Origin of the sequence: Bifidobacterium asteroides, from assembly GCF_003202755.1 — a bacterium.
In the GTDB taxonomy this organism is placed as follows: Bacteria; Actinomycetota; Actinomycetes; order Actinomycetales; family Bifidobacteriaceae; genus Bombiscardovia; species Bombiscardovia asteroides_F.
On the sequence record NZ_QGLK01000001.1, the window covers coordinates 178122 to 195979 of the forward strand.

Sequence of the window (17858 nt, forward strand, 5' to 3'; positions counted from 1 at the left end):
CATTGTGCGATACATGAATTTAGGACGGTCAGGATTCCGGACCTCCCGTGTGGCCCTGGGGGTCATGCGGATCGATCAGAAGAGCCGCGAGGAGGCGCGGACCATTGTGGAGACGGCCATGAATGCGGGCGTGGACTTCTTCGACACAGCGGACTGCTATCATGCCGGGGCTAGCAGCCGAGCCCTGGGACAGGCTCTGAAGGATCTGAGTGTAGACCGTGACAGCGTGGGCATCCAGACCAAGTTCGGCATTTTCCGCAACCCGGACAGCGACCAGATCACTCGCTATGACTTCTCCAAGGATCACCTGCTGAAGGCATTGGATCAGGAGCTGGTCAACCTGCAGACCGACCATGTCGACTTCGTGCTGCTGCATCGTCCCGACACCTTGGTCGACTTGGACGATCTGGCTGAGGCCTTCAATGAATTGCAGTCCAGCGGGAAGGTTCGGCACTTCGGCGTCAGCAACGTCAACCCCATGCAGGTGGAGCTGTTGCAGAGCGCTGTAAGCCAGCGGCTGGAGGTCAACCAGCTGCAGTTCGGCCTGGGACACACCGGCATGGTCGACCAGGAGATCCATGTCAATATGGGCGATGATCCCAGCTTGGACCATGATGGCGGTCTTCTGGCCTATTCGCGGCTGAAGTCCATGACCATTCAGGCCTGGAGCCCCTTCCAGACCGGATACTTTGATGGTGTCTTTCTGGACAATCCCCGCTATCCCGAACTCAATGCCGAGCTGGACAAGCTGGCCAAGCAGCATGGAGTGACCAAGAGTGCAATCGCAGTGGCTTGGATTCTGCGGCATCCCGCTGGCATACAGGTGCTCCTGGGATCCATGAACCCTGAGCGCATCACCCAGATGGCCGCTGGCGCGGATGTAGATCTGACCGCCCAGGAATGGTACGACCTCTACCTGAGCGCCGGTCACGACCTGCCCTGATCCATGCCGTAGGGTCACTCACGTCCGTCCGGTTTTTAACGCTTCGAACTATGAAGGATTGCGCCCTGCCAGTCTGATCTTGCATCATCGGTTTGCGCCATCTGGCAGGACCTGTCTTATCGGGCATTGGGTGCCATTAGTGCAAAAAGATGCGCAGAAGGATAATGAGACCGGTTCCGAGGTAGTCGTACACTGTCATGCATTATTTCACCCCACGACGTTGCGCTGCTACGTCCAAGATCATGTATCACGATCGGGCCAAAGCCCAGCAGGCCGCCGACCGCAGCATGGTCGAACGCAACCTTCTTCTGTGGGTCTACCGCTGTGATTACTGCGGAAGCTGGCATCTGACCAGCCACGAGCCGGGCTCCTACCAGCGTATGAGGGCGGTCTCACGAGCTTCGAAACCACACAGCCGCAAACGTGGGTACAAGCCTCGTCGCAGGTGAGGCAGTCATTGCCTCTGCAGCTCATGCATTCTTGGTGATTGCCAAGTTGATTCTGATTGATTCCAAAGACCCCAAGCAGCAAAATTGGATTCCACTGATCTCGCTGTTGGGGCCGATTGGATTTTGTCTATTCACCTAAGGCTGGTGAACTACGCAGGTGAACTTGTCTGGTGGCCATTATGGTTCACTGGCTGGCAGGGATTTCGATGCCCTAGCAGGCTGGGTCGAAGCCCTGTCGGCGGATCGAATCCAGCATTGGCTCATGACCGGAGGCGGGATTGCGAACCTTGTCAGCCATAATGGCACTGAATGAGCGGTGGGGAGCGTCCATGTGCCGGATGTCGCGATAGTAGCGGGTGACCGTCTGGTCGAAGTCAGCCAGGGCATCCTTCATATTCGCATCGTCGTCGGCCCTCTGATAGGTGTTGGTGAAAATTTGCGCCTGACGAGGCATCCTAGGCTTGGGATCTGGATTCTGGGCTGGATGGCCGATGGCAAGACCCAGCACCGGATAGACCAGTTTGGGCAGCTTGAGCAAATCAATCAATCTGTTTGTGTCATTGATGACGCTGCCCAGAATGACTGCTCCCAGGCCCAGCGCGTTGGCTGCGGTCTCCATGGCGTGCAGGGCCAGGACCGCATCGTTCTGTGACTGCAGGAAGACATAGCCGGAGTTGAGCAGGGTGGTATCCGGATCCAGATCATCGGCGAATCGTCGGACCAGATCGGCATTGCGGCGCTGGTCCGCCAGGAAGATGTAGAGCAACGGGGCTTCGGCGACATAGCGCTGATGGGCCATGTCGGCGATGGCAAGTGCCTCATCATGATTCGTTACCCTGATGGCCGACCATTCATGGAAGTACCGGCTGGTCGCTGCATGCTGGGCCGCCTGCTCTAGCAGGGCGATGGTCTGGTCGTCAACCGGTTCGTCTGTGAATCCACGGATGGAGCGTCGCTCAAGCAGAGTCCGTATGGTGGGATTATCGGCCGGATTCGTGGCCGGGTTTTTCTGTGAATTTGTTAAGGTCATTTTGACATTCTTGCCGTCAATGCCTGCCAATGCAAGACCTTGTCGTTAAAATCACGCAATCAGCGTTATTGAGCACTGCCTGGTTGCCAGTTAGCATCCTATGCTTTCAGCGCTGGTGGCGGCGATCAATCAGAGCCTGGGAACCACGCTCGGACAGGCCGGAGACCAGGGCGGTGACGGCTGCCGACAGAACGCCGAAGAGGAGACCGACGGTAGCGCTCTCCTGATCCTCTTCGGGGTTGTCAACGCCTCCGTTGCGCTTGCGGACCAGTCCGCTCCAGAAAGACTGGAAGAGCTTGCCCGCCAGGAGTGCGGCGATGCTGGGAAGCGCAAACTTGACCAGCTTGTCTGCCAACGATTCTGGGTCCGATTCAATCGAGTTGCGCATGTCATTCACCTTGTCATCCACCTGATGAAGCATGCCGACCACTTGGTCGGCCATCCTGCCAGGTTCCCGTCCTGAGTCCGTCATAGGTCCATTATCCCACACGCAAGGGGTCATCAGTCGCTCGCATTGGGGATAGACGTTGACAACTGCCCGATCCTGCTGCTGCGATTTCTCCGGCGCTATCGGGCTTATGCAATCGTGGCGACACCTCGCCTAATTCACTAATCAGCAAAGTTGGTTCATGGGTCAGCGGCTGCTCTGTGGAGGCGCATTCGCCCTGAGCTGGTTCCCTCCTGGCCAGGGATAGGGCCTTAAAGAGGGTTGGGCCTCTGCAGTGATAAGGTCAAGTCATGCTTAACGCAGACGAGAATGTGGGCAAGGATGCCTCAGAGCCGGGTTCAGTGGTTTTGCTGCGCCATGGTCAAACAGCTTGGAGCGTATCAGGTCAGTACACGGGTAGGACGAACATACCGCTGACTGAACAGGGAATGATCCAGGCTCGACAGGCTGGTGTCCGTCTTAGGCAATCCTTCCCACATGGATTCGAAAAGGATTGTGTATATGTGAGTCCGCTTAAGCGCGCCTTGCAGACTGCACAGCAGGCTGGCTTCGATCAGCCACTCCCTATGCCTGAAATAATGGAGTGGGATTATGGTCACGCCGAGGGCCAGATTCGTCAGGACCTCAGTAAGGAGCTAGGCCGTGACTGGGATGTATGGTCTGACGGGCCTGCTGCCGTGATGAACCTGCCAAAGGCTGATCGGGATGAAGTGCTTCCAGGCGGTGACCATGTGCAGGTACATGTCACCTCTGGAGAATCCCTTCAGGAGGTCGCTGAGCGTGTCGATAAGGCGATCGCGGCTATAGCGCCGCAAGTTCTTGATGGCAAGGATGTGATTCTCATAGCCCATGCACATGTGCTGCGGATCCTGGCTATGCGATGGCTTGGGCTTGATCCCATAGATGCGAGATTGCTGCGCATGTATACGGCACACTTCGGAGTCCTTGGTTTCTATAAAGGTGATCGGGTCTTGAAGCAGTGGAATTGCTGAATCGGTGCCAGGCGAATTCTGCTGATGGGTGATCGTTGCGGTATTCAGGTACGGCTTGATTTACAGCAAGAATATGCAGGACAAGTACATCAAAACCATTAAGGGTATCAACTTCTTTGCCAATCTCAGGGCTGTTATCGATGGGATGCAGAAATACTAAGACGAACTCTGCATTGAGGTGAGCTTTTATCCCTTGGGGGGAGGGGGCATCAGGTCAACAGGCGCTGACTCGCCGCATGGATGTTTCAACGCTTGAGCGTACCGGTGGACGATCTGAGGATCAATGTGGGAGCAATAAGCTCATGCCGGTTTTCCGGCGTGTTTCCCTCAATAAGCTGCAGGGTCTTCTTGGCAAGTGAAACTGCCATATCATAGGGTTTCTGCCGAATGGTGGTCAGCCCGATGTCCTCTGCGAATCTGCTGTCGTCGTATCCGATCACGGACATGTCCGAGGGAACGGCGATACCGAACCGTTGCAGCTGGAAAATCAGCGGTATTGCCAGAGCATCCTCCTGACAGGCGATTGCGGTGGGCCTGGTCTTCATGCTTTCCAGTTTTGCCAGTACGGCACTGGTGGGGTTTTCGGTTGCCGGAGCTGCCAGAACCATTGGTTTGATACCGACTGCCTTGCAGGCACTCAAAAATCCCTCCAATCTGGCTTGAACGCTGAAGCGAAGGGAAGCAACAGGAGTTGAACGAATGTATGCAATACCTTTGTGCCCAAGAGCTATCAGATGATTGGCCGAAACCATGCCGCCAGTGAAATCGTCATTGCGCACCGAAGCCATGAAGCCGTTCTCCTCGGTAACGTTAAGGCTGAGGATCGGCACGTTGATACTCGTAAGGCGGGAGACCTCGGAGGCCTCAATGTCGAAGGATGTGACGATGACTGCATCGACGTTGCGCTTCACCGGCAATGCTTCGAAGAATTCTCTTCGTGCCTGGCCGCTGGTGATCTGGCAGATGGAGATGTCGTAGCCGTTGCGTGAAAAGACCTCGTTGAATCCTTCCAGGATGGTCGAGTTGAACCAAGTGTTCAAGTGGCCGCTGATGAGAACCGCCACACGTAGGGACTGGCCTGACTTGAGAGCTGTCGCGGAGCGCGAAATCGAAAAATTCAATTTTTGCGCAATTGACAGGACCCTGGAACGTGTGCGCTCGGAAACCAGTTCTGGTCGGGTGAACGATCGGGAAACGGTGGACACGGAAACATTCGCTTGTCTGGCCACGTCTTGGATTGTGGGTTCCATGGATAACTCCTCGTCAATGCTGAGCCAAGACCAGCGCCTGCAATAGGATGCCGCAACGGTACTCAGATATCTGATGATAGCGCGCTTGATTAAAATACGGTCAGCCCAGCATATGCTTCAGCAGCCGCAAGAGCCAGCAACACGCTGGAAACGACATAGGGGTAGTCAACGCTCTGGTCTTCTGTCTGATCAGCCAGAAAGACATCATCAGCGGATGACAGAATCTACGGCAGTTTGCAGTGGGTTATCATGGAAAACGGCAACACGGTATGAAACGAGTGTCGTTGCTGGTTTCCTGCCCTTTCCCGGCTTGGGGGTTCCATTGAATTATCTTTCTCCTGATTCAGGTTTTATGAAAGGCCTCGCAGATCTCATTGACGCGATATGGATCAACATCCTCATGGTGGTCACGTCAATTCCCCTGATATCCATCGGGGCTGCTCTGACCGCTGGCCATGATGCCGCCAGGAGGAGTCTAGAGGGGCAAGGGCATGTGACATCGAACTATTTTCGTGCTTTCCGTTCAAACTTCGTCAAGGCAACTATGCTATGGCTTGTTTTCGGGCCCTTGCTCCTGCTGTTGGTTTACGCTTGGGTGGTTCTCCAAATCACGCCGCTGCTGATCGTCAAGTTTGGTTTCAGTATTTTGTGGGTGTTGGGGTTCGAGTGGGTTTGGGCCTTGCAGTCGCGTTTTGAAAACACCATTGGCCACACCCTGTTCAACGCATGGGTATTTGCCTTGGCCAACCTCGGGCGAACTTTGATCATGGTGTTTTTTGACGCACTATATCTTGCTTTACTGGTCCTATCGTGGTTCTATATGCCCCAAGGCCTTTTTTTGCTGCTGCTTTTCGGCTACGGGACTCTGATTATGGTGCATACGCCCCTGCTTAATGGCGCCTTCAAGCATTTTGTTGCAAATGCCTCAATGTCGCAGACCACTCACTGAGGTGGCCTGGCAATATTGTGATGAGTGGTCATGGTTGCTTCTCGGGATGCTGCTGGAGCCGCGGGTATTTCGGAGGGTAACAGATGCTCTGACGCATGCCAGATTCTTCAACAGGGTCCTGCAGCAATCCACATATTGCCGCAGGACCCTGTTGCTTGCCTTGGATTCAGCGTCCTTCAGCAGTTATTCCTCCATTGCGTCAACAACCCAGGCGGTTGTGTCTTGGGGAAGCAGGCCATCGTCGGTAAGACTGTCTGATACGAGTATGGTCCGACCCTGTGGAAGGGAGGCCGGTGTCTGTGAAAAATTGGTCAGACAGGTCAGCTTCGCGGGCTTGGAATCCACAAGTGCCTCGCGTGTGTAGGAAATCCGACCCTCTGTGGCAGTCAGGGCTGTGACTTTCACGTTGCCTGTGGGGGTCAGCAGTGTGGCCCGTAGACTGAGGGCTTTCCGATAAAGGGAGAGCATCGAGGTCTCGTCGCTTTCCTCCTTATCTACGGCAAAGTCCTTGAACCAAAGGGGCTGTGGCAGGTGAGGGTCTCTTGCTGGACCTCCATCCTTGGCGTGCGAGGGGGAGAATCCGAAGGATGCCCCTTCTCCAAAGGCGGGATTCCATTTTGCGGGGGCAGGGGTGTCTCCGGCGACCCAGGGCAGGGGGACCCGGCATCCATCGCGGCCTTTTTCAGTGTATTTGCCGCGGGTTCGATGCGCAGTCGGATCCTCCAGACGGTCCCAGGGAATATTAGGAACCTCGAACAGGCCAAGCTCCTCACCCTGATAGATGTACACGGAGCCGGGCAGGGCGGTTTCCAGGGCGAATCCAGCGCGTGCCCTGCGCGTGCCCTTGGCCCGGTCCTCGAAATACGTCTGCCCATCTCGAAGAAGCCAGTCCTTGTCGAGTTGATGATAAGAGGAGCTGTCCACCTGAGGCAGGGCGTATCTGGTGGCCTGTCTGACCACATCGTGGTTGCTCATCACCCATGTTGTGGTCGACCCGGAATCCTCGGCGGATTGCAGACCTTCGGCAATGGCGGTGTACAAGGCCTGGCAGTCCCAATTAGCCTTGGCGAACTCGAAGTTGAAGACCTGTCCTAGTTCGTTCTCGGATGCGTATAGATGCTGGTGCTCAGGTACGACCCAGGCTTCTCCGACTGCGAAGCGATGAGGTTCAAATTCGTTGAAGACCTTTCGCCATTCCTTATAAATATCATGTACTTCAGGTCTGTCCCATAGTGGATGCTCGCTGCTGTGGTATGCGGACTGTTCCTGAACGGGCCATTTGTCCAGCTCGGACAGGGGACGGCTGTCCAGATCCTTGGCCAGACCATGGGCCACGTCGATGCGGAAGCCGTCTGTGCCGTGATTGGACCAGAAGCGGAATATGTCCTTAAAGGCTTCGTGAACCTGCTCGTTCTTCCAGTTCAAATCAGGCTGCTCTTTGGCGAATATATGCAAGTACCATTCGCCATCGTCAACCTGTTCCCAGGCCGGCCCTCCGAACAAGGACATCCAGCCATTTGGCGGTAGTTCGCCGTTCGAGCCTCTGCCCCGTCGGAAGATGTATTTGTCTCGCTCTGGGGAGCCAGGGGCCGACCGCAGGGCATCCTGGAACCACTGGTGCTTGTTTGACGTGTGGTTGGGCACGATGTCCACGATGACCTTGAGACCCATTTCGTGGGCCTTTCCGGCCATTTCGTCGAAATCATCCATGCTTCCCAGACGCGGGTCGACGTTCCGGTAATCCATGACATCATAACCGCCGTCGGCCAATTCCGATGGGTAGAAGGGCGACAGCCAGATGGCATCTACGCCCAGATCTCGAAGATATTCCATTTTTTCGGTAACGCCTCGGATGTCGCCAATGCCGTCTCCGTTGACATCCTTGAAACTGCGTGGATATATCTGATATACAACCGCCTGTTTCCACCAATCGTCGTTCACGTTGTTATCGGTCATACGTATCTCCTCCTTGAAACAGGCCGTCTTATTGATCAGCAGTTGTATGACAACGATAGCAATACCATTGGTCAACCGTGTCCCTCCATTCTATTCTAGAATCACATACATTGAGTCCAGGTCGTGAAGACAAATAATTGCATACGTTTTCATCGCATTGACCATTGTTGTGCTCGACAATTTCGAAGAACCGGGAATAATATTTGCCATAAGAAGTTGAGTGATGTAGGCTCAAGTTTCGGAGTGGTCATGATGGCTGCTTGCCCGGGCTGACGGGAGTCGGCCATCGGGACCACGAACGAAGCGCGAGCGGAGAACGTGAACGATGAGGTGCAGGGTCAGGCCCTACGCCCGATTTCATCAGGAGGTAAATGAGTATGGCACGTGCAGTTGGCATTGATCTGGGAACCACCAATTCCTGCATTGCAACCCTGGAGGGCGGCGAGCCCACCGTAATTGTAAACGCTGAGGGCGCGCGGACCACGCCATCGGTAGTGGCATTCAGCAAGTCCGGCGAGATTCTGGTCGGCGAGGTTGCCAAGCGCCAGGCGGTCACCAACGTGGACCGGACCATCAGCTCGGTCAAGCGCCACATGGGCACCGACTGGTCCGTCGAAATCGACGGCAAGAAGTGGACCCCGCAGGAGATTTCGGCCCAGATTCTTATGAAGCTCAAGAGGGATGCCGAGTCCTACCTGGGCGAACCAGTCACTGACGCGGTCATCACCTGCCCTGCATACTTCAACGACGCTCAGCGCCAGGCCACCAAGGATGCCGGCAAGATCGCCGGTCTGAACGTCCTGCGCATCATCAACGAGCCCACCGCTGCAGCTCTGGCCTACGGTCTGGAGAAGGGCAAGGAGGACGAGCGCATCCTGGTCTTCGATCTGGGCGGCGGCACCTTCGATGTCTCCCTGCTGGAGATCGGCAAGGATGACGACGGCTTCTCCACCATCCAGGTCCAGGCCACCAATGGCGACAACAAGCTGGGCGGTGACGACTGGGATCAGAAGATCATCGACTGGCTGGTCAGCGAGGTCAAGAACAAGTACAACGTGGATCTGTCCAAGGATAAGATCGCCCTGCAGCGGCTCAAGGAGGCTGCTGAGCAGGCCAAGAAGGAGCTGAGCTCCTCCTCGTCCACCAGCATTTCCATGCAGTACCTGGCCATGACCCCCGACGGGACTCCAGTCCACCTGGACGAGACCCTGACCCGCGCGCACTTCGAAGAGATGACCTCTGACCTGCTGGGCCGCTGCCGCACGCCTTTCAACAACGTGCTGCACGATGCCGGCATTTCGGTTCAGGACATCGACCATGTCGTGCTGGTCGGCGGTTCCACTCGTATGCCCGCCGTCAAGGACCTGGTCAAGGAACTGACCGGCGGCAAGGAAGCCAACCAGACCGTCAACCCCGATGAGGTCGTGGCTGTCGGCGCTGCCGTGCAGTCCGGCGTCATCAAGGGCGACCGCAAGGACGTGCTGCTGATCGACGTGACCCCGCTTTCCCTGGGCATCGAGACCAAGGGCGGCATCATGACCAAGCTGATCGACCGCAACACCGCCATCCCCACCAAGAGGTCCGAGGTCTTCTCGACCGCCGAGGACAACCAGCCTTCCGTGCTGATCCAGGTCTACCAGGGCGAGCGTGAGTTCGCACGTGACAACAAGCCTCTGGGGACCTTCGAGCTGACCGGCATCGCTCCGGCTCCGCGTGGTGTTCCTCAGATCGAAGTCACCTTCGACATCGACGCCAACGGCATCGTGCACGTCTCCGCCAAAGACAAGGGCACCGGCAAGGAGCAGTCCATGACCATCACCGGCGGTTCCGCCCTGCCCAAGGACGAGATCGACCGCATGGTCAAGGAGGCCGAGGCTCACGAGGCCGAGGACAAGCAGCGTCGTGAGGATGCCGACACCCGTAATGCCGCTGAGTCCGCCGCCTACCAGACCGAAAAGCTGGTCAACGACAACAAGGACAAGATCTCCGACGAGGTGGCCAAGGAGGTCACCGACAAGGTCAACGCTCTGAAAGAGGCTCTGAAGGGCGAGGACATGGACAAGATCAAGAACGCCCAGAGCGAGCTGATGACCTCTGCCCAGAAGATCGGCCAGGCCCTTTACGCCCAGCAGGGCTCCGCTGACGGTGCAGGCGCTCAGGGCGCTGCAGGTGCCGCCGGTGCTCCCTCGGGTGCGGGCTCCTCCTCGTCCGCTGATGACGACGTGGTGGATGCCGAGGTCGTGGACGACGACGACAAGAAGAAGGACGGCGAGTGACATGTCAGCCTTCGACAAGGATGATGCCGGGCCGCTGAAGGGCGACCCGGCCGCCGCCGGCGGCGGACCGGACGGAAACGAGGCCAAGGCCTCTGACGCCGCCTCGTCGCCCGACCAGGAAGCGGCTCGCGGACATCACGCCGACAAGACCGCTGCAGACGAGAGCCAGGCGGCCAGCCAGTCCTCGTCGGATTCCTCCGCCAAGGACGGGTCGTCATCGGATGCTCAGGCTGATGACAAGACTGATGCTGACTCGGCCAAGGAGGAAGGTGCCGACAAGGAATCAGGGGGGCTGACTCCTCTGGGCCAGGCCAAGAAGGAGGCCGCCGATTATCTGGAGGCCCTCCAGCGTGAGCGGGCCGAGTTCGTCAACTTCCGGAACCGTGCCAAGAAGGAGCAGGACATCTTCCGCCAGCACGGCATTGTAGATGTGCTGACCGCCCTTCTTCCGGCCCTTGATGACATTGACCGGATCAAGGAGCACGGGCAGATGGACGACTCCTTCCAGGCCGTGGCCAAGAAGATCGACAAGACCTTTGAGAAGTTCGGTGTCGAGAAGTTCGGTGAAAAAGGCGAGGACTTCGACCCCACCAAGCATGAGGCCATCCTGCACAAGCCCGACCCCGAGGCCAAGAAAGAGACGGTTGACACGGTGGTCGAGGCAGGCTATCGGATCGGCGACCGGGTGATCCGGGCCGCAAGGGTAGTGGTGACTTCGCCCGGTCAGTAGCAGGGACGGTGATTGCGGACCTTCCGCAGGCTGAATCGACGCCTTCGCATGCGGCGGCTGGGTGGGTTATGGTCCCGCCCGCCGCCGCACGCGAAAAGGCGGATTCCAATTCGATATATTCGTAGCTTATGAGGAAAGGAGACATGGATGGCTGAGAATGAATGGCTGAGCAAGGACTATTACAAGGTCCTTGGTGTCTCCAAGGACGCCAGCGAAGCGGAGATCACCAAGGCCTACCGCAAGCTTGCCCGCAAATACCATCCCGATCTCAATAAGACCAAGGAGGCCGAGGAGAAGTTCAAGGACATCTCCGAGGCCTACGACGTGCTCAGCAACAAGGAGCAGCGTCAAAAGTACGATGCCATCCGCCAATTCGGCATGGGGGGAGCCCGGTTTGCCGGAGGTTCCGGCCAGGGTGGCTTCAACACCGATGCATTCTCGGACATCTTCGGCTCCATGTTCGGTGGTGCCGGGGCGCCGGGAGGCACCCGTATCCGTTTCGGCGATGGTTCCGGGCAGCCGGACTTTGCTGACATCTTCTCCTCCTTCGGCGGAGGTGCCGGCGGTGGCGGTCGGACCGCCTACCAGGAGAGCAGGCCCAGACCCGTCAAGGGTGAGGATCGCAATTCGAAAATCGGGTTGTCCTTCCGTCAGGCGGTCAAGGGTGCCACGGTCTCCTTGAGCGTGGGCGGCAAGCGCTTCAAGACGCATATCCCCGCCGGAGTCCGCAACGGCCAGCGGATCAGGTTGGCTGGCAAGGGTCGGCCCGGCAGGGACGGGGGCGCCAATGGCGACCTCTACCTGCAGATCAGCGTTCAGCCCAGTCAGCGGTTCACTATGAAGGACAGGGACCTGGTTATGAACCTGCCGGTGACCGTCTCTGAGGCTGCCCTGGGGGCCAAGGTCCAAGCCCGGGATATCGATGACCAGATTGTCACCTTCAAGATCCCGGCTGGCTCCTCCAGCGGCGACGAGATCCGCATCGCCGGCAAGGGGGTTCAGGACCGTCGCGGTAAGGGCGATCTGGTGGGGCGGCTTGAGATCCGCATGCCCGGTCGGCTGGGCATGGCACAGAAGAAGGCCATGCGCGACTTCGCCAAGTCCAGTGGCGACTTCGACGAGCAGATCGCCGGGGAGCGCATGAAGATATGACGATTCGGATGCCGGATTAAGTCGGAACGAACAGCGGAAAGGAGTGATGATCATGGTCAGGGTGGATCCCGAGACCAGGCGGATTTATTTGGCCTGCGCTCGCGGTCTGGTGGCCGGGCACATCAGCCTGGATGCTGCCGATGATGCCGGTTTGGACATCGAGCTGCCGGTCTTCAGCGTCGGCCAGGTCGGACAGTTGGCCAACATCCATCCGCAGACCCTGCGCCAATACGACCGGCTGGGTCTGATTGTGCCGGAACGGACCGAGGGGGGTGCGCGCCGATACTCCCTGCGGGATTTGGACCGGCTGGGTCAGGCCCAGCATCTGAGCCAGGACGAGTCCATCAACCTGGCTGGCGTGACCAGGATCCTGGCCCTGGCAGAGGAGAATCGCCAGTTGCGGCGTCAGCTGCGTCGCTCCCACCAGTCACAGGGGTCCAGTATGTTCGCAGCCGCCGCCGATGGCCGGGTTGTCGAAGTCAGGCGGTCCAGCAGGGCCCGACTTTGGCGGCAGGACACGACGCATGACGAGGCAGACCCGACCGACTCCAAATCGCTGATCGTTTGGAGCGTACGCTCCTGAAATAGGTGAGTGGCCTGTGCTATGGTGTACAGGTTGGCCGCTCGCCCATGAGCGGCGGCTGATCGTCGCCTGACAGCTTTGAGTACGGGGAAACCGCTTGCGCGAAATTCGTCATTCTCTGCTTTGCACGCGGCCTGCGAACTGTCGACCGACAGTGTCGTTTTCTTCCCTGTTGTGAAAGGTCATTGTGACTGCTTCATCCATGCCCGATTCCAATTCGTCTAATTCCGACCAACCTGCCGTAGAACCTATGACTTTTGACCAGCTAGGGGTGCCTGAACCCTTGGTCCGTGTCCTACGCAAGGACGACAAGACCAGCGCATTCCCTATCCAACGGGATACCCTGCCTGATGCCCTGGCTGGCCGTGACATTTTGGGACGGGGCCGGACAGGTTCCGGCAAGACCCTGGCCTTCAGCATCCCTCTGGTGGCTCGACTGGCTGCCGACCAGGGAGGACGGGATCGCCATGGCCGCAGGATTGCCGCCGGATCAGGCAGTCTGCCCCGCCCGCGCGGTCTTGTCCTGGCTCCTACACGCGAGCTGGCCAATCAGATCGACGAGGTTCTCAACCCCCTGGCTCAGGCCTACGGCATGCGGACCTGCACTGTTTACGGCGGGGTAGGCCAGGGTCGTCAGGTCGATGCCCTTCGGCGCGGGGCCATGATTGTGGTGGCCTGCCCCGGTCGCTTGGAGGATTTGCTCCGCCAGCACAAGCTCAGCCTGGAGGACGTGGAGATTGCCGTGCTGGACGAGGCCGACGAGATGGCCGACATGGGCTTCCTGCCTGCTGTGGAGCGGATTCTGGCCCAGGTTCGTCCGGGCGGTCAGCGCATGCTCTTCTCGGCCACCCTCGATCACGGTGTGGATGCCGTGGTCAAGCGCTTCCTCAAGGATCCCAAGATTCACGAGGTGGATTCCGCCACCCAGCATGTGGACCTGATGACCCACCACATCTTCCGCACCACTCAGGCAACCAAGCACGATCTCGTACGTAAGCTGGCCTCGGGCACAGGACGGCGTATTCTCTTCACCCGGACCAAGTTCCAGGCCAAGAAGCTTGCCAAGAACCTGATTGACAACGGCATCCCGGCTGCGCAGCTGCATGGCAACCTTTCCCAAAACCAGCGCGATCGCAACCTAGGGGCTTTCTCCCGGGGTGAGGTGAAAGTCCTGGTGGCTACCGATGTGGCCGCCCGAGGCGTGGATATCAGTGACGTAGACCTTGTGGTCCAAGTGGATCCACCAGCCGATCCCAAGTCCTTCTTGCACCGGTCGGGCCGCACAGCCCGGGCCGGTCGTCCCGGCGATGTGGTCACCTTGGTTCTTCCCGACCAGTGGCGTGACACCAGACGGATGCTGCGCATGGCCCATATCGATGCCAAGCCGGTTCAGGTGACTGCCGATTCGCCCGAGGTTATTGAGCTCGTGGGGCCGTTGGCCAAACCTGTACACGGCTGGTCCTTGCAGGTCGAGCAGCCGCAGGCTTCCAAGGGTCGGCCTGCTCGTAGCGGACGTGGCGGCCGCAGTGGACATCGGGGTCGTTCCCGCGCAGACAGGCGCTTTGATCGTGGTGGCCATGGTCGGGTTGCAGGCCAAGATCGGGGTCGTCGACCTTCCCGTTTCCAGCGGTCCTCAGAGGACCGACTGGCATTCGATCGCGAGGATGGCCCCTTGGACGGCCGGACCAGAGGTAACCGTCGTACCAGCGGCAGCGAGCGGACCGACCGTCATGGCCACGGTCATGGTAGCGGTCGCGCTGGCTCTCGTTTTGATGCCGACCGTCATGGATTCCGTCGTGGTCATCGCCGCCATCGCCGCGATGACAACCCCTTCCGTTCTGCCTCCAGGCGTTGATTCATCGATGGGCGTGTTGATGCTGATCGGATCTACGCTGTATTTGCTCAAATAATTTTGAGCGTTCGCTGAGAAACCACGACTTTACCGATTCCAGAATTGTTGCGTGGATTGACCCTGGCTCCGTGCCAGGGTTCTTGATTATGAGACTGCTTAATGATGCTGTGTGTCCAACCGATCGACCCGCCAGGGCAAGAGTAGCTGTGATATTTTGATATGTCTGATTGTATCGAATCTGTTGTCGGCCATAAGAACGACCTGGAGCATTGCTTAGCTTATCAATGCACGGCAGGATGACGAAAGCAGGAATAGAATCATCTCGACACTGTGGAGCTGAGGGTAGTCGAAACCCCGACCTCTTCGATGCGAACGAAGCGCTCTACCAACTGAGCTACAGCCCCATGCGTTGCCCGACCGTAGCCGAACAACAAAAGTTCACTCTAGCGCGTGCCCCGGTCAAACGCAATTTCCCGGGTTGCCGGCAAAGTACAATTCGAAATGACATTAGATTCAACTATAAAGTTGCCGCTTTTCTCCTAGCACCTTCTCTCCCATTGCGGATATCGGGCATGGCTTCACGGATTGTTCGGGGTTGTGAATTGTAGTGCAGTTTTCTCTAGGTCAGGTGCGCTGTTGCGCCCCTTGCAGCAGACCGCCATATCAGTGTCGTCCTTGATATGGATTTATACCAATATGGCATTTTATGCCTGGTCCCAAGGCGGCAATATCCGGGATGTTTTTGGTCCGGTCACTCTTCTTGATATGGCAGTGGCCCCGGCTTTGATAAGTGGCACATAACGTTCCAGACTCGTGCTTCCAGCCGATAGAACGATGCTGACAGCCGCGATGACAGCGTTGGTCCTCCCGAAAATAGGGGCAGCAACCGAATGAACCGAGGCGCCGGGCGTTTGGAGTACAGCGACACGGCGTTGACGAATCAGAGCCAGCGAGGCCATCAACTCATCTGAGGAGGGGCGGGGGATCTGCCAGGTAGGCCAGGTGAAAGTTCCAGTGTTCACTATTTGCCCGATGATGCCCGGTCCGGCGTAGGCGAGTAGTGTCCGTCCCGCTGCAGTAGGGGCCAGGGGCAGTCGATCGCCTATATGGTAGTAGACCGGTATGGGATGCTTGCCCTCCCTGCGGTCGAGGATGACCATTTCCGCCCCATCCAGCGTGCCCAACTGGATGTGCTGGTCTGTAGTTCTGTTCAGATCATCGAGAATCGGCGAGGCCGCCTCCCTGATGGAAAGCATTGGGCGGGCAAATTGAGCGATCTCCATGAGCCTTGGTCCGATGGAGTATGCTCCGCTTCTCTCGCGTATCAGGGCTCCGTGCTTACACAGGCTCTTCAGAAGTCGGCTGGTAGTGCTGGCTGCCAACCCTGTCCGGCGGGTGAGTTGCGTAAGGGTCAGTGTGGGTTCGTCAGAGGTAAAGCAGTCGAGGATCGCGAAGGCACGATCCAGGACGCCAGTGCGTCTGGGCGGCCGGCCCTCTGATTCCTGCTGATACGTCATTGTGTACTCGGTCATCTTGCTTACAAGCTACGGCTTTGGGGAGGGTAAGAACGACGGAATTTCCACTCAGTGGAAGTCAGTTTCAAATCTGCGATGAAAAACCGATACAACAAAATCAACCTACAGGAGGCAGACATGATGGATCGCATGAGTCGGTGCGGACAAAGTTCAAGTCCTGTCGGCGATACTGTCACCTGCGTCTGTCCAAAGTCCCAGATTTATAGGTAGGTCAGTACGTCGACGGGACTTGGGCGGGAGGTTAACATTTCAAGGTCGAGCACGTCACGTCGGCCGATGGTAAGAAGTCCAAAGGAGGGCTTGCGATGAGCAATACAGTTGAGCGAGACAGGGATCAGTCTCCGAATGGGCCCAAGGCCGGAGATCCTGTTGCTTCGGTGGATACGGCTGGGTCGCCAGAGCAGGCATATGCCAATATTGAAGATACTGATAAGGCAGCACAGCCCAGTCACGATCCTGGATATCTTCCACCTGAATTTCCTAATCCTCGCAAGACGATTGTGCTGGTGCTCATCGCTGCCATTGGCCTCTACATTATGAACATGAGCCTGGGCACGGCGCTGTCGCTGCATATCGCAGCAATCATGCCGGACAGAAAGGATTCGGTCTACAGCCATATAACCTCGGTGAGTACATTCCTTATGCTCTTCATGATGCCACTGGCCGGCGCTCTGTCAGATCGGACGATCAGCCGCTTTGGCCGTCGTAGGCCCTGGATTCTGGGCGGACTGCTCTTTTCCATCGTCTGCGGGGCCGTGGTCGGTCTATCCAGCAACGTCTGGGTGATGGGAGTCTTCTTCATCCTGTCGGCCATGGGCATGCAGTCGGCCTTCAATGCCTATTCGGTGATCGCTGTCGAAGGGCTGCCCGACAACCGTCGCGGCACGGTCATGGGTTTGATGGGTCTGTGCGGAGCTCTTGCTTTCTCGGCCGGCACTTATATTACCGGTGCTCTGGTAGGCAATGGTCTGTTGCTGATGACGGTTCCGGTGCTGTTGGGCCTGGTCGCATCTCTTCCCCTGCTGCTCCTTTACAAGGATCCTGCCAAGACCAAGAGCGAGGTGCCGCCTATGAACGTCCAGAAATTCATTGGCACCTTCTTTGTCAACCCACGGAAGTACCCGAATTTCGGCTGGACCTGGCTATCTCGGTTCCTGGTCGGTTTGGCCATGGCCGCTATGCAGTCCTATTTCATCTACTATCTGATTTCCGGACTGCATATCCCTCTGAATCAGGTAGGCAGCAAGGCTGGTCTTCTGACCTTGTGCTCGGCACCCATTTCCATCATCTTCTTCACAGGGTCCGGTTTCCTGACAGATCATTTGGGGCGCAAGAAGCCCTTTGTGATCTTGGCTTCCATCCTTATGGCGGCAGCCCTTTGTCTTGGTGCGACTTCTCATAATTTCACACAGTTCCTTATAGCATGGTTACTGTTCGCTGTGGGTCAGGCCATGTATCTGACCGTTGATCTGGCGCTGTGTGCAGCCGTCCTGCCTAACAGCGAGGACACCGGCAAGGACATGAGCGTTTTCGGACTGGCAATCAACCTGTCCAGTGTGGTCGTTCTTGCTGCGGCTCCTCTGATCATCAACACCGCAGGGGGACACAACTACGGATTGCTTTGGTTCATCGCGGCGGCTCTGAGCCTCTGTAGTGTGCTTGCCATTCCGCTCATCAAGGGCGTGAAGTAGTAATCAATTGAAAGTCAGCAAG

The 17858-nt window shown here is 57.5% G+C and carries 14 protein-coding genes, 1 tRNA gene and 1 pseudogene; 10 read left to right on the forward strand and 6 right to left on the reverse strand.

Going from position 1 to position 17858, the window contains the following annotated elements; genetic code table 11:
- The first annotated feature begins 4 nt into the window (after positions 1-4).
- On the forward strand, positions 5-943 hold the full coding sequence (locus tag DKK74_RS00650; protein WP_110412325.1) for an aldo/keto reductase: 939 nt from the start codon (positions 5-7) through the stop codon (positions 941-943).
- 197 nt (positions 944-1140) lie between these two features.
- The gene (locus DKK74_RS00655; RefSeq protein WP_110412326.1) at positions 1141-1392 is read left to right on the forward strand and encodes a hypothetical protein; all 252 of its coding nucleotides are present in this window, start codon (positions 1141-1143) and stop codon (positions 1390-1392) included.
- 211 nt (positions 1393-1603) lie between these two features.
- Here the strand turns inward: DKK74_RS00655 and DKK74_RS00660 are convergent, their stop codons facing one another.
- Both DKK74_RS00660 and DKK74_RS00665 read right to left on the reverse strand, forming a co-directional pair.
- A complete protein-coding gene (locus DKK74_RS00660; RefSeq protein WP_110412784.1) occupies positions 1604-2422 on the reverse strand; it encodes a nitroreductase family protein in 819 nt (272 codons plus the stop codon).
- A 106-nt stretch (positions 2423-2528) separates the two neighbouring features.
- On the reverse strand, positions 2529-2894 hold the full coding sequence (locus DKK74_RS00665) for a DUF4235 domain-containing protein (protein ID WP_110412327.1): 366 nt from the start codon (positions 2892-2894) through the stop codon (positions 2529-2531).
- A gap of 266 nt (positions 2895-3160) precedes the next feature.
- Between DKK74_RS00665 and DKK74_RS00670 the strand changes: the two genes are divergently transcribed.
- Positions 3161-3862, forward strand: a complete 702-nt coding sequence (locus DKK74_RS00670; protein ID WP_110412328.1) for a histidine phosphatase family protein — start codon at positions 3161-3163, stop codon at positions 3860-3862.
- A 245-nt stretch (positions 3863-4107) separates the two neighbouring features.
- Here the strand turns inward: DKK74_RS00670 and DKK74_RS00675 are convergent, their stop codons facing one another.
- Complete coding sequence (locus tag DKK74_RS00675; RefSeq protein ID WP_110412329.1) at positions 4108-5112, reverse strand: LacI family DNA-binding transcriptional regulator; 1005 nt, start codon at positions 5110-5112, stop codon at positions 4108-4110.
- 322 nt (positions 5113-5434) lie between these two features.
- On the opposite strand from DKK74_RS00675, the gene DKK74_RS00680 reads away from it, so the two are divergent.
- A complete protein-coding gene (locus DKK74_RS00680) occupies positions 5435-6061 on the forward strand; it encodes a DUF624 domain-containing protein (RefSeq protein ID WP_110412785.1) in 627 nt (208 codons plus the stop codon).
- A gap of 183 nt (positions 6062-6244) precedes the next feature.
- Here DKK74_RS00680 and DKK74_RS00685 read toward each other — a convergent pair whose 3' ends face one another.
- Entirely contained in the window at positions 6245-8017 is a 1773-nt protein-coding gene (locus DKK74_RS00685) for a glycoside hydrolase family 13 protein (RefSeq protein ID WP_110412786.1), read from the reverse strand.
- A 377-nt stretch (positions 8018-8394) separates the two neighbouring features.
- On the opposite strand from DKK74_RS00685, the gene dnaK reads away from it, so the two are divergent.
- From dnaK to DKK74_RS00710, 5 genes and pseudogenes are all read left to right on the forward strand, one after another.
- On the forward strand, positions 8395-10293 hold the full coding sequence (gene dnaK / locus DKK74_RS00690) for a molecular chaperone DnaK (RefSeq protein ID WP_110412330.1): 1899 nt from the start codon (positions 8395-8397) through the stop codon (positions 10291-10293).
- Between the two features lies 1 nt (position 10294).
- Positions 10295-11023: a nucleotide exchange factor GrpE gene (grpE, locus tag DKK74_RS00695; protein ID WP_110412331.1), complete on the forward strand. Its 729-nt coding sequence runs from the start codon at positions 10295-10297 to the stop codon at positions 11021-11023.
- Between the two features lie 147 nt (positions 11024-11170).
- A complete protein-coding gene (locus DKK74_RS00700; RefSeq protein WP_110412332.1) occupies positions 11171-12175 on the forward strand; it encodes a DnaJ C-terminal domain-containing protein in 1005 nt (334 codons plus the stop codon).
- 52 nt (positions 12176-12227) lie between these two features.
- Positions 12228-12758, forward strand: coding sequence for a heat shock protein transcriptional repressor HspR (locus DKK74_RS00705; RefSeq protein ID WP_110412787.1), 531 nt, complete (start codon positions 12228-12230; stop codon positions 12756-12758).
- Positions 12759-12960: 202 nt separating this feature from the next.
- A pseudogene (locus DKK74_RS00710) lies at positions 12961-14328 on the forward strand (DEAD/DEAH box helicase); the annotation flags it as partial.
- 613 nt (positions 14329-14941) lie between these two features.
- Here the strand turns inward: DKK74_RS00710 and DKK74_RS00715 are convergent.
- Positions 14942-15014, reverse strand: a tRNA-Ala gene (locus DKK74_RS00715).
- 300 nt (positions 15015-15314) lie between these two features.
- Positions 15315-16127 (reverse strand): IclR family transcriptional regulator, encoded by an 813-nt coding sequence (locus DKK74_RS00720; RefSeq protein ID WP_181414843.1) that lies wholly within the window; start codon positions 16125-16127, stop codon positions 15315-15317.
- 323 nt (positions 16128-16450) lie between these two features.
- Between DKK74_RS00720 and DKK74_RS00725 the strand changes: the two genes are divergently transcribed.
- Complete coding sequence (locus DKK74_RS00725; protein ID WP_110412335.1) at positions 16451-17836, forward strand: MFS transporter; 1386 nt, start codon at positions 16451-16453, stop codon at positions 17834-17836.
- The last annotated feature ends 22 nt before the right edge of the window (positions 17837-17858 follow it).

Bases quoted from the DNA above. Each gene is read 5' to 3' on its own strand.
- DKK74_RS00705 (WP_110412787.1), top strand. From the start codon at position 12,228: ATGGTCAGGGTGGATCCCGAGACCAGGCGGATTTATTTGGCCTGCGCT.
- DKK74_RS00725 (WP_110412335.1), top strand. From the start codon at position 16,451: ATGAGCAATACAGTTGAGCGAGACAGGGATCAGTCTCCGAATGGGCCC.
- DKK74_RS00720 (WP_181414843.1), bottom strand. From the start codon at position 16,127: ATGACGTATCAGCAGGAATCAGAGGGCCGGCCGCCCAGACGCACTGGC.
- DKK74_RS00675 (WP_110412329.1), bottom strand. From the start codon at position 5,112: ATGGAACCCACAATCCAAGACGTGGCCAGACAAGCGAATGTTTCCGTG.
- grpE (WP_110412331.1), top strand. From the start codon at position 10,295: ATGTCAGCCTTCGACAAGGATGATGCCGGGCCGCTGAAGGGCGACCCG.
- DKK74_RS00685 (WP_110412786.1), bottom strand. From the start codon at position 8,017: ATGACCGATAACAACGTGAACGACGATTGGTGGAAACAGGCGGTTGTA.
- DKK74_RS00655 (WP_110412326.1), top strand. From the start codon at position 1,141: ATGCATTATTTCACCCCACGACGTTGCGCTGCTACGTCCAAGATCATG.
- DKK74_RS00670 (WP_110412328.1), top strand. From the start codon at position 3,161: ATGCTTAACGCAGACGAGAATGTGGGCAAGGATGCCTCAGAGCCGGGT.
- DKK74_RS00700 (WP_110412332.1), top strand. From the start codon at position 11,171: ATGGCTGAGAATGAATGGCTGAGCAAGGACTATTACAAGGTCCTTGGT.
- DKK74_RS00665 (WP_110412327.1), bottom strand. From the start codon at position 2,894: ATGACGGACTCAGGACGGGAACCTGGCAGGATGGCCGACCAAGTGGTC.
- dnaK (WP_110412330.1), top strand. From the start codon at position 8,395: ATGGCACGTGCAGTTGGCATTGATCTGGGAACCACCAATTCCTGCATT.
- DKK74_RS00660 (WP_110412784.1), bottom strand. From the start codon at position 2,422: ATGACCTTAACAAATTCACAGAAAAACCCGGCCACGAATCCGGCCGAT.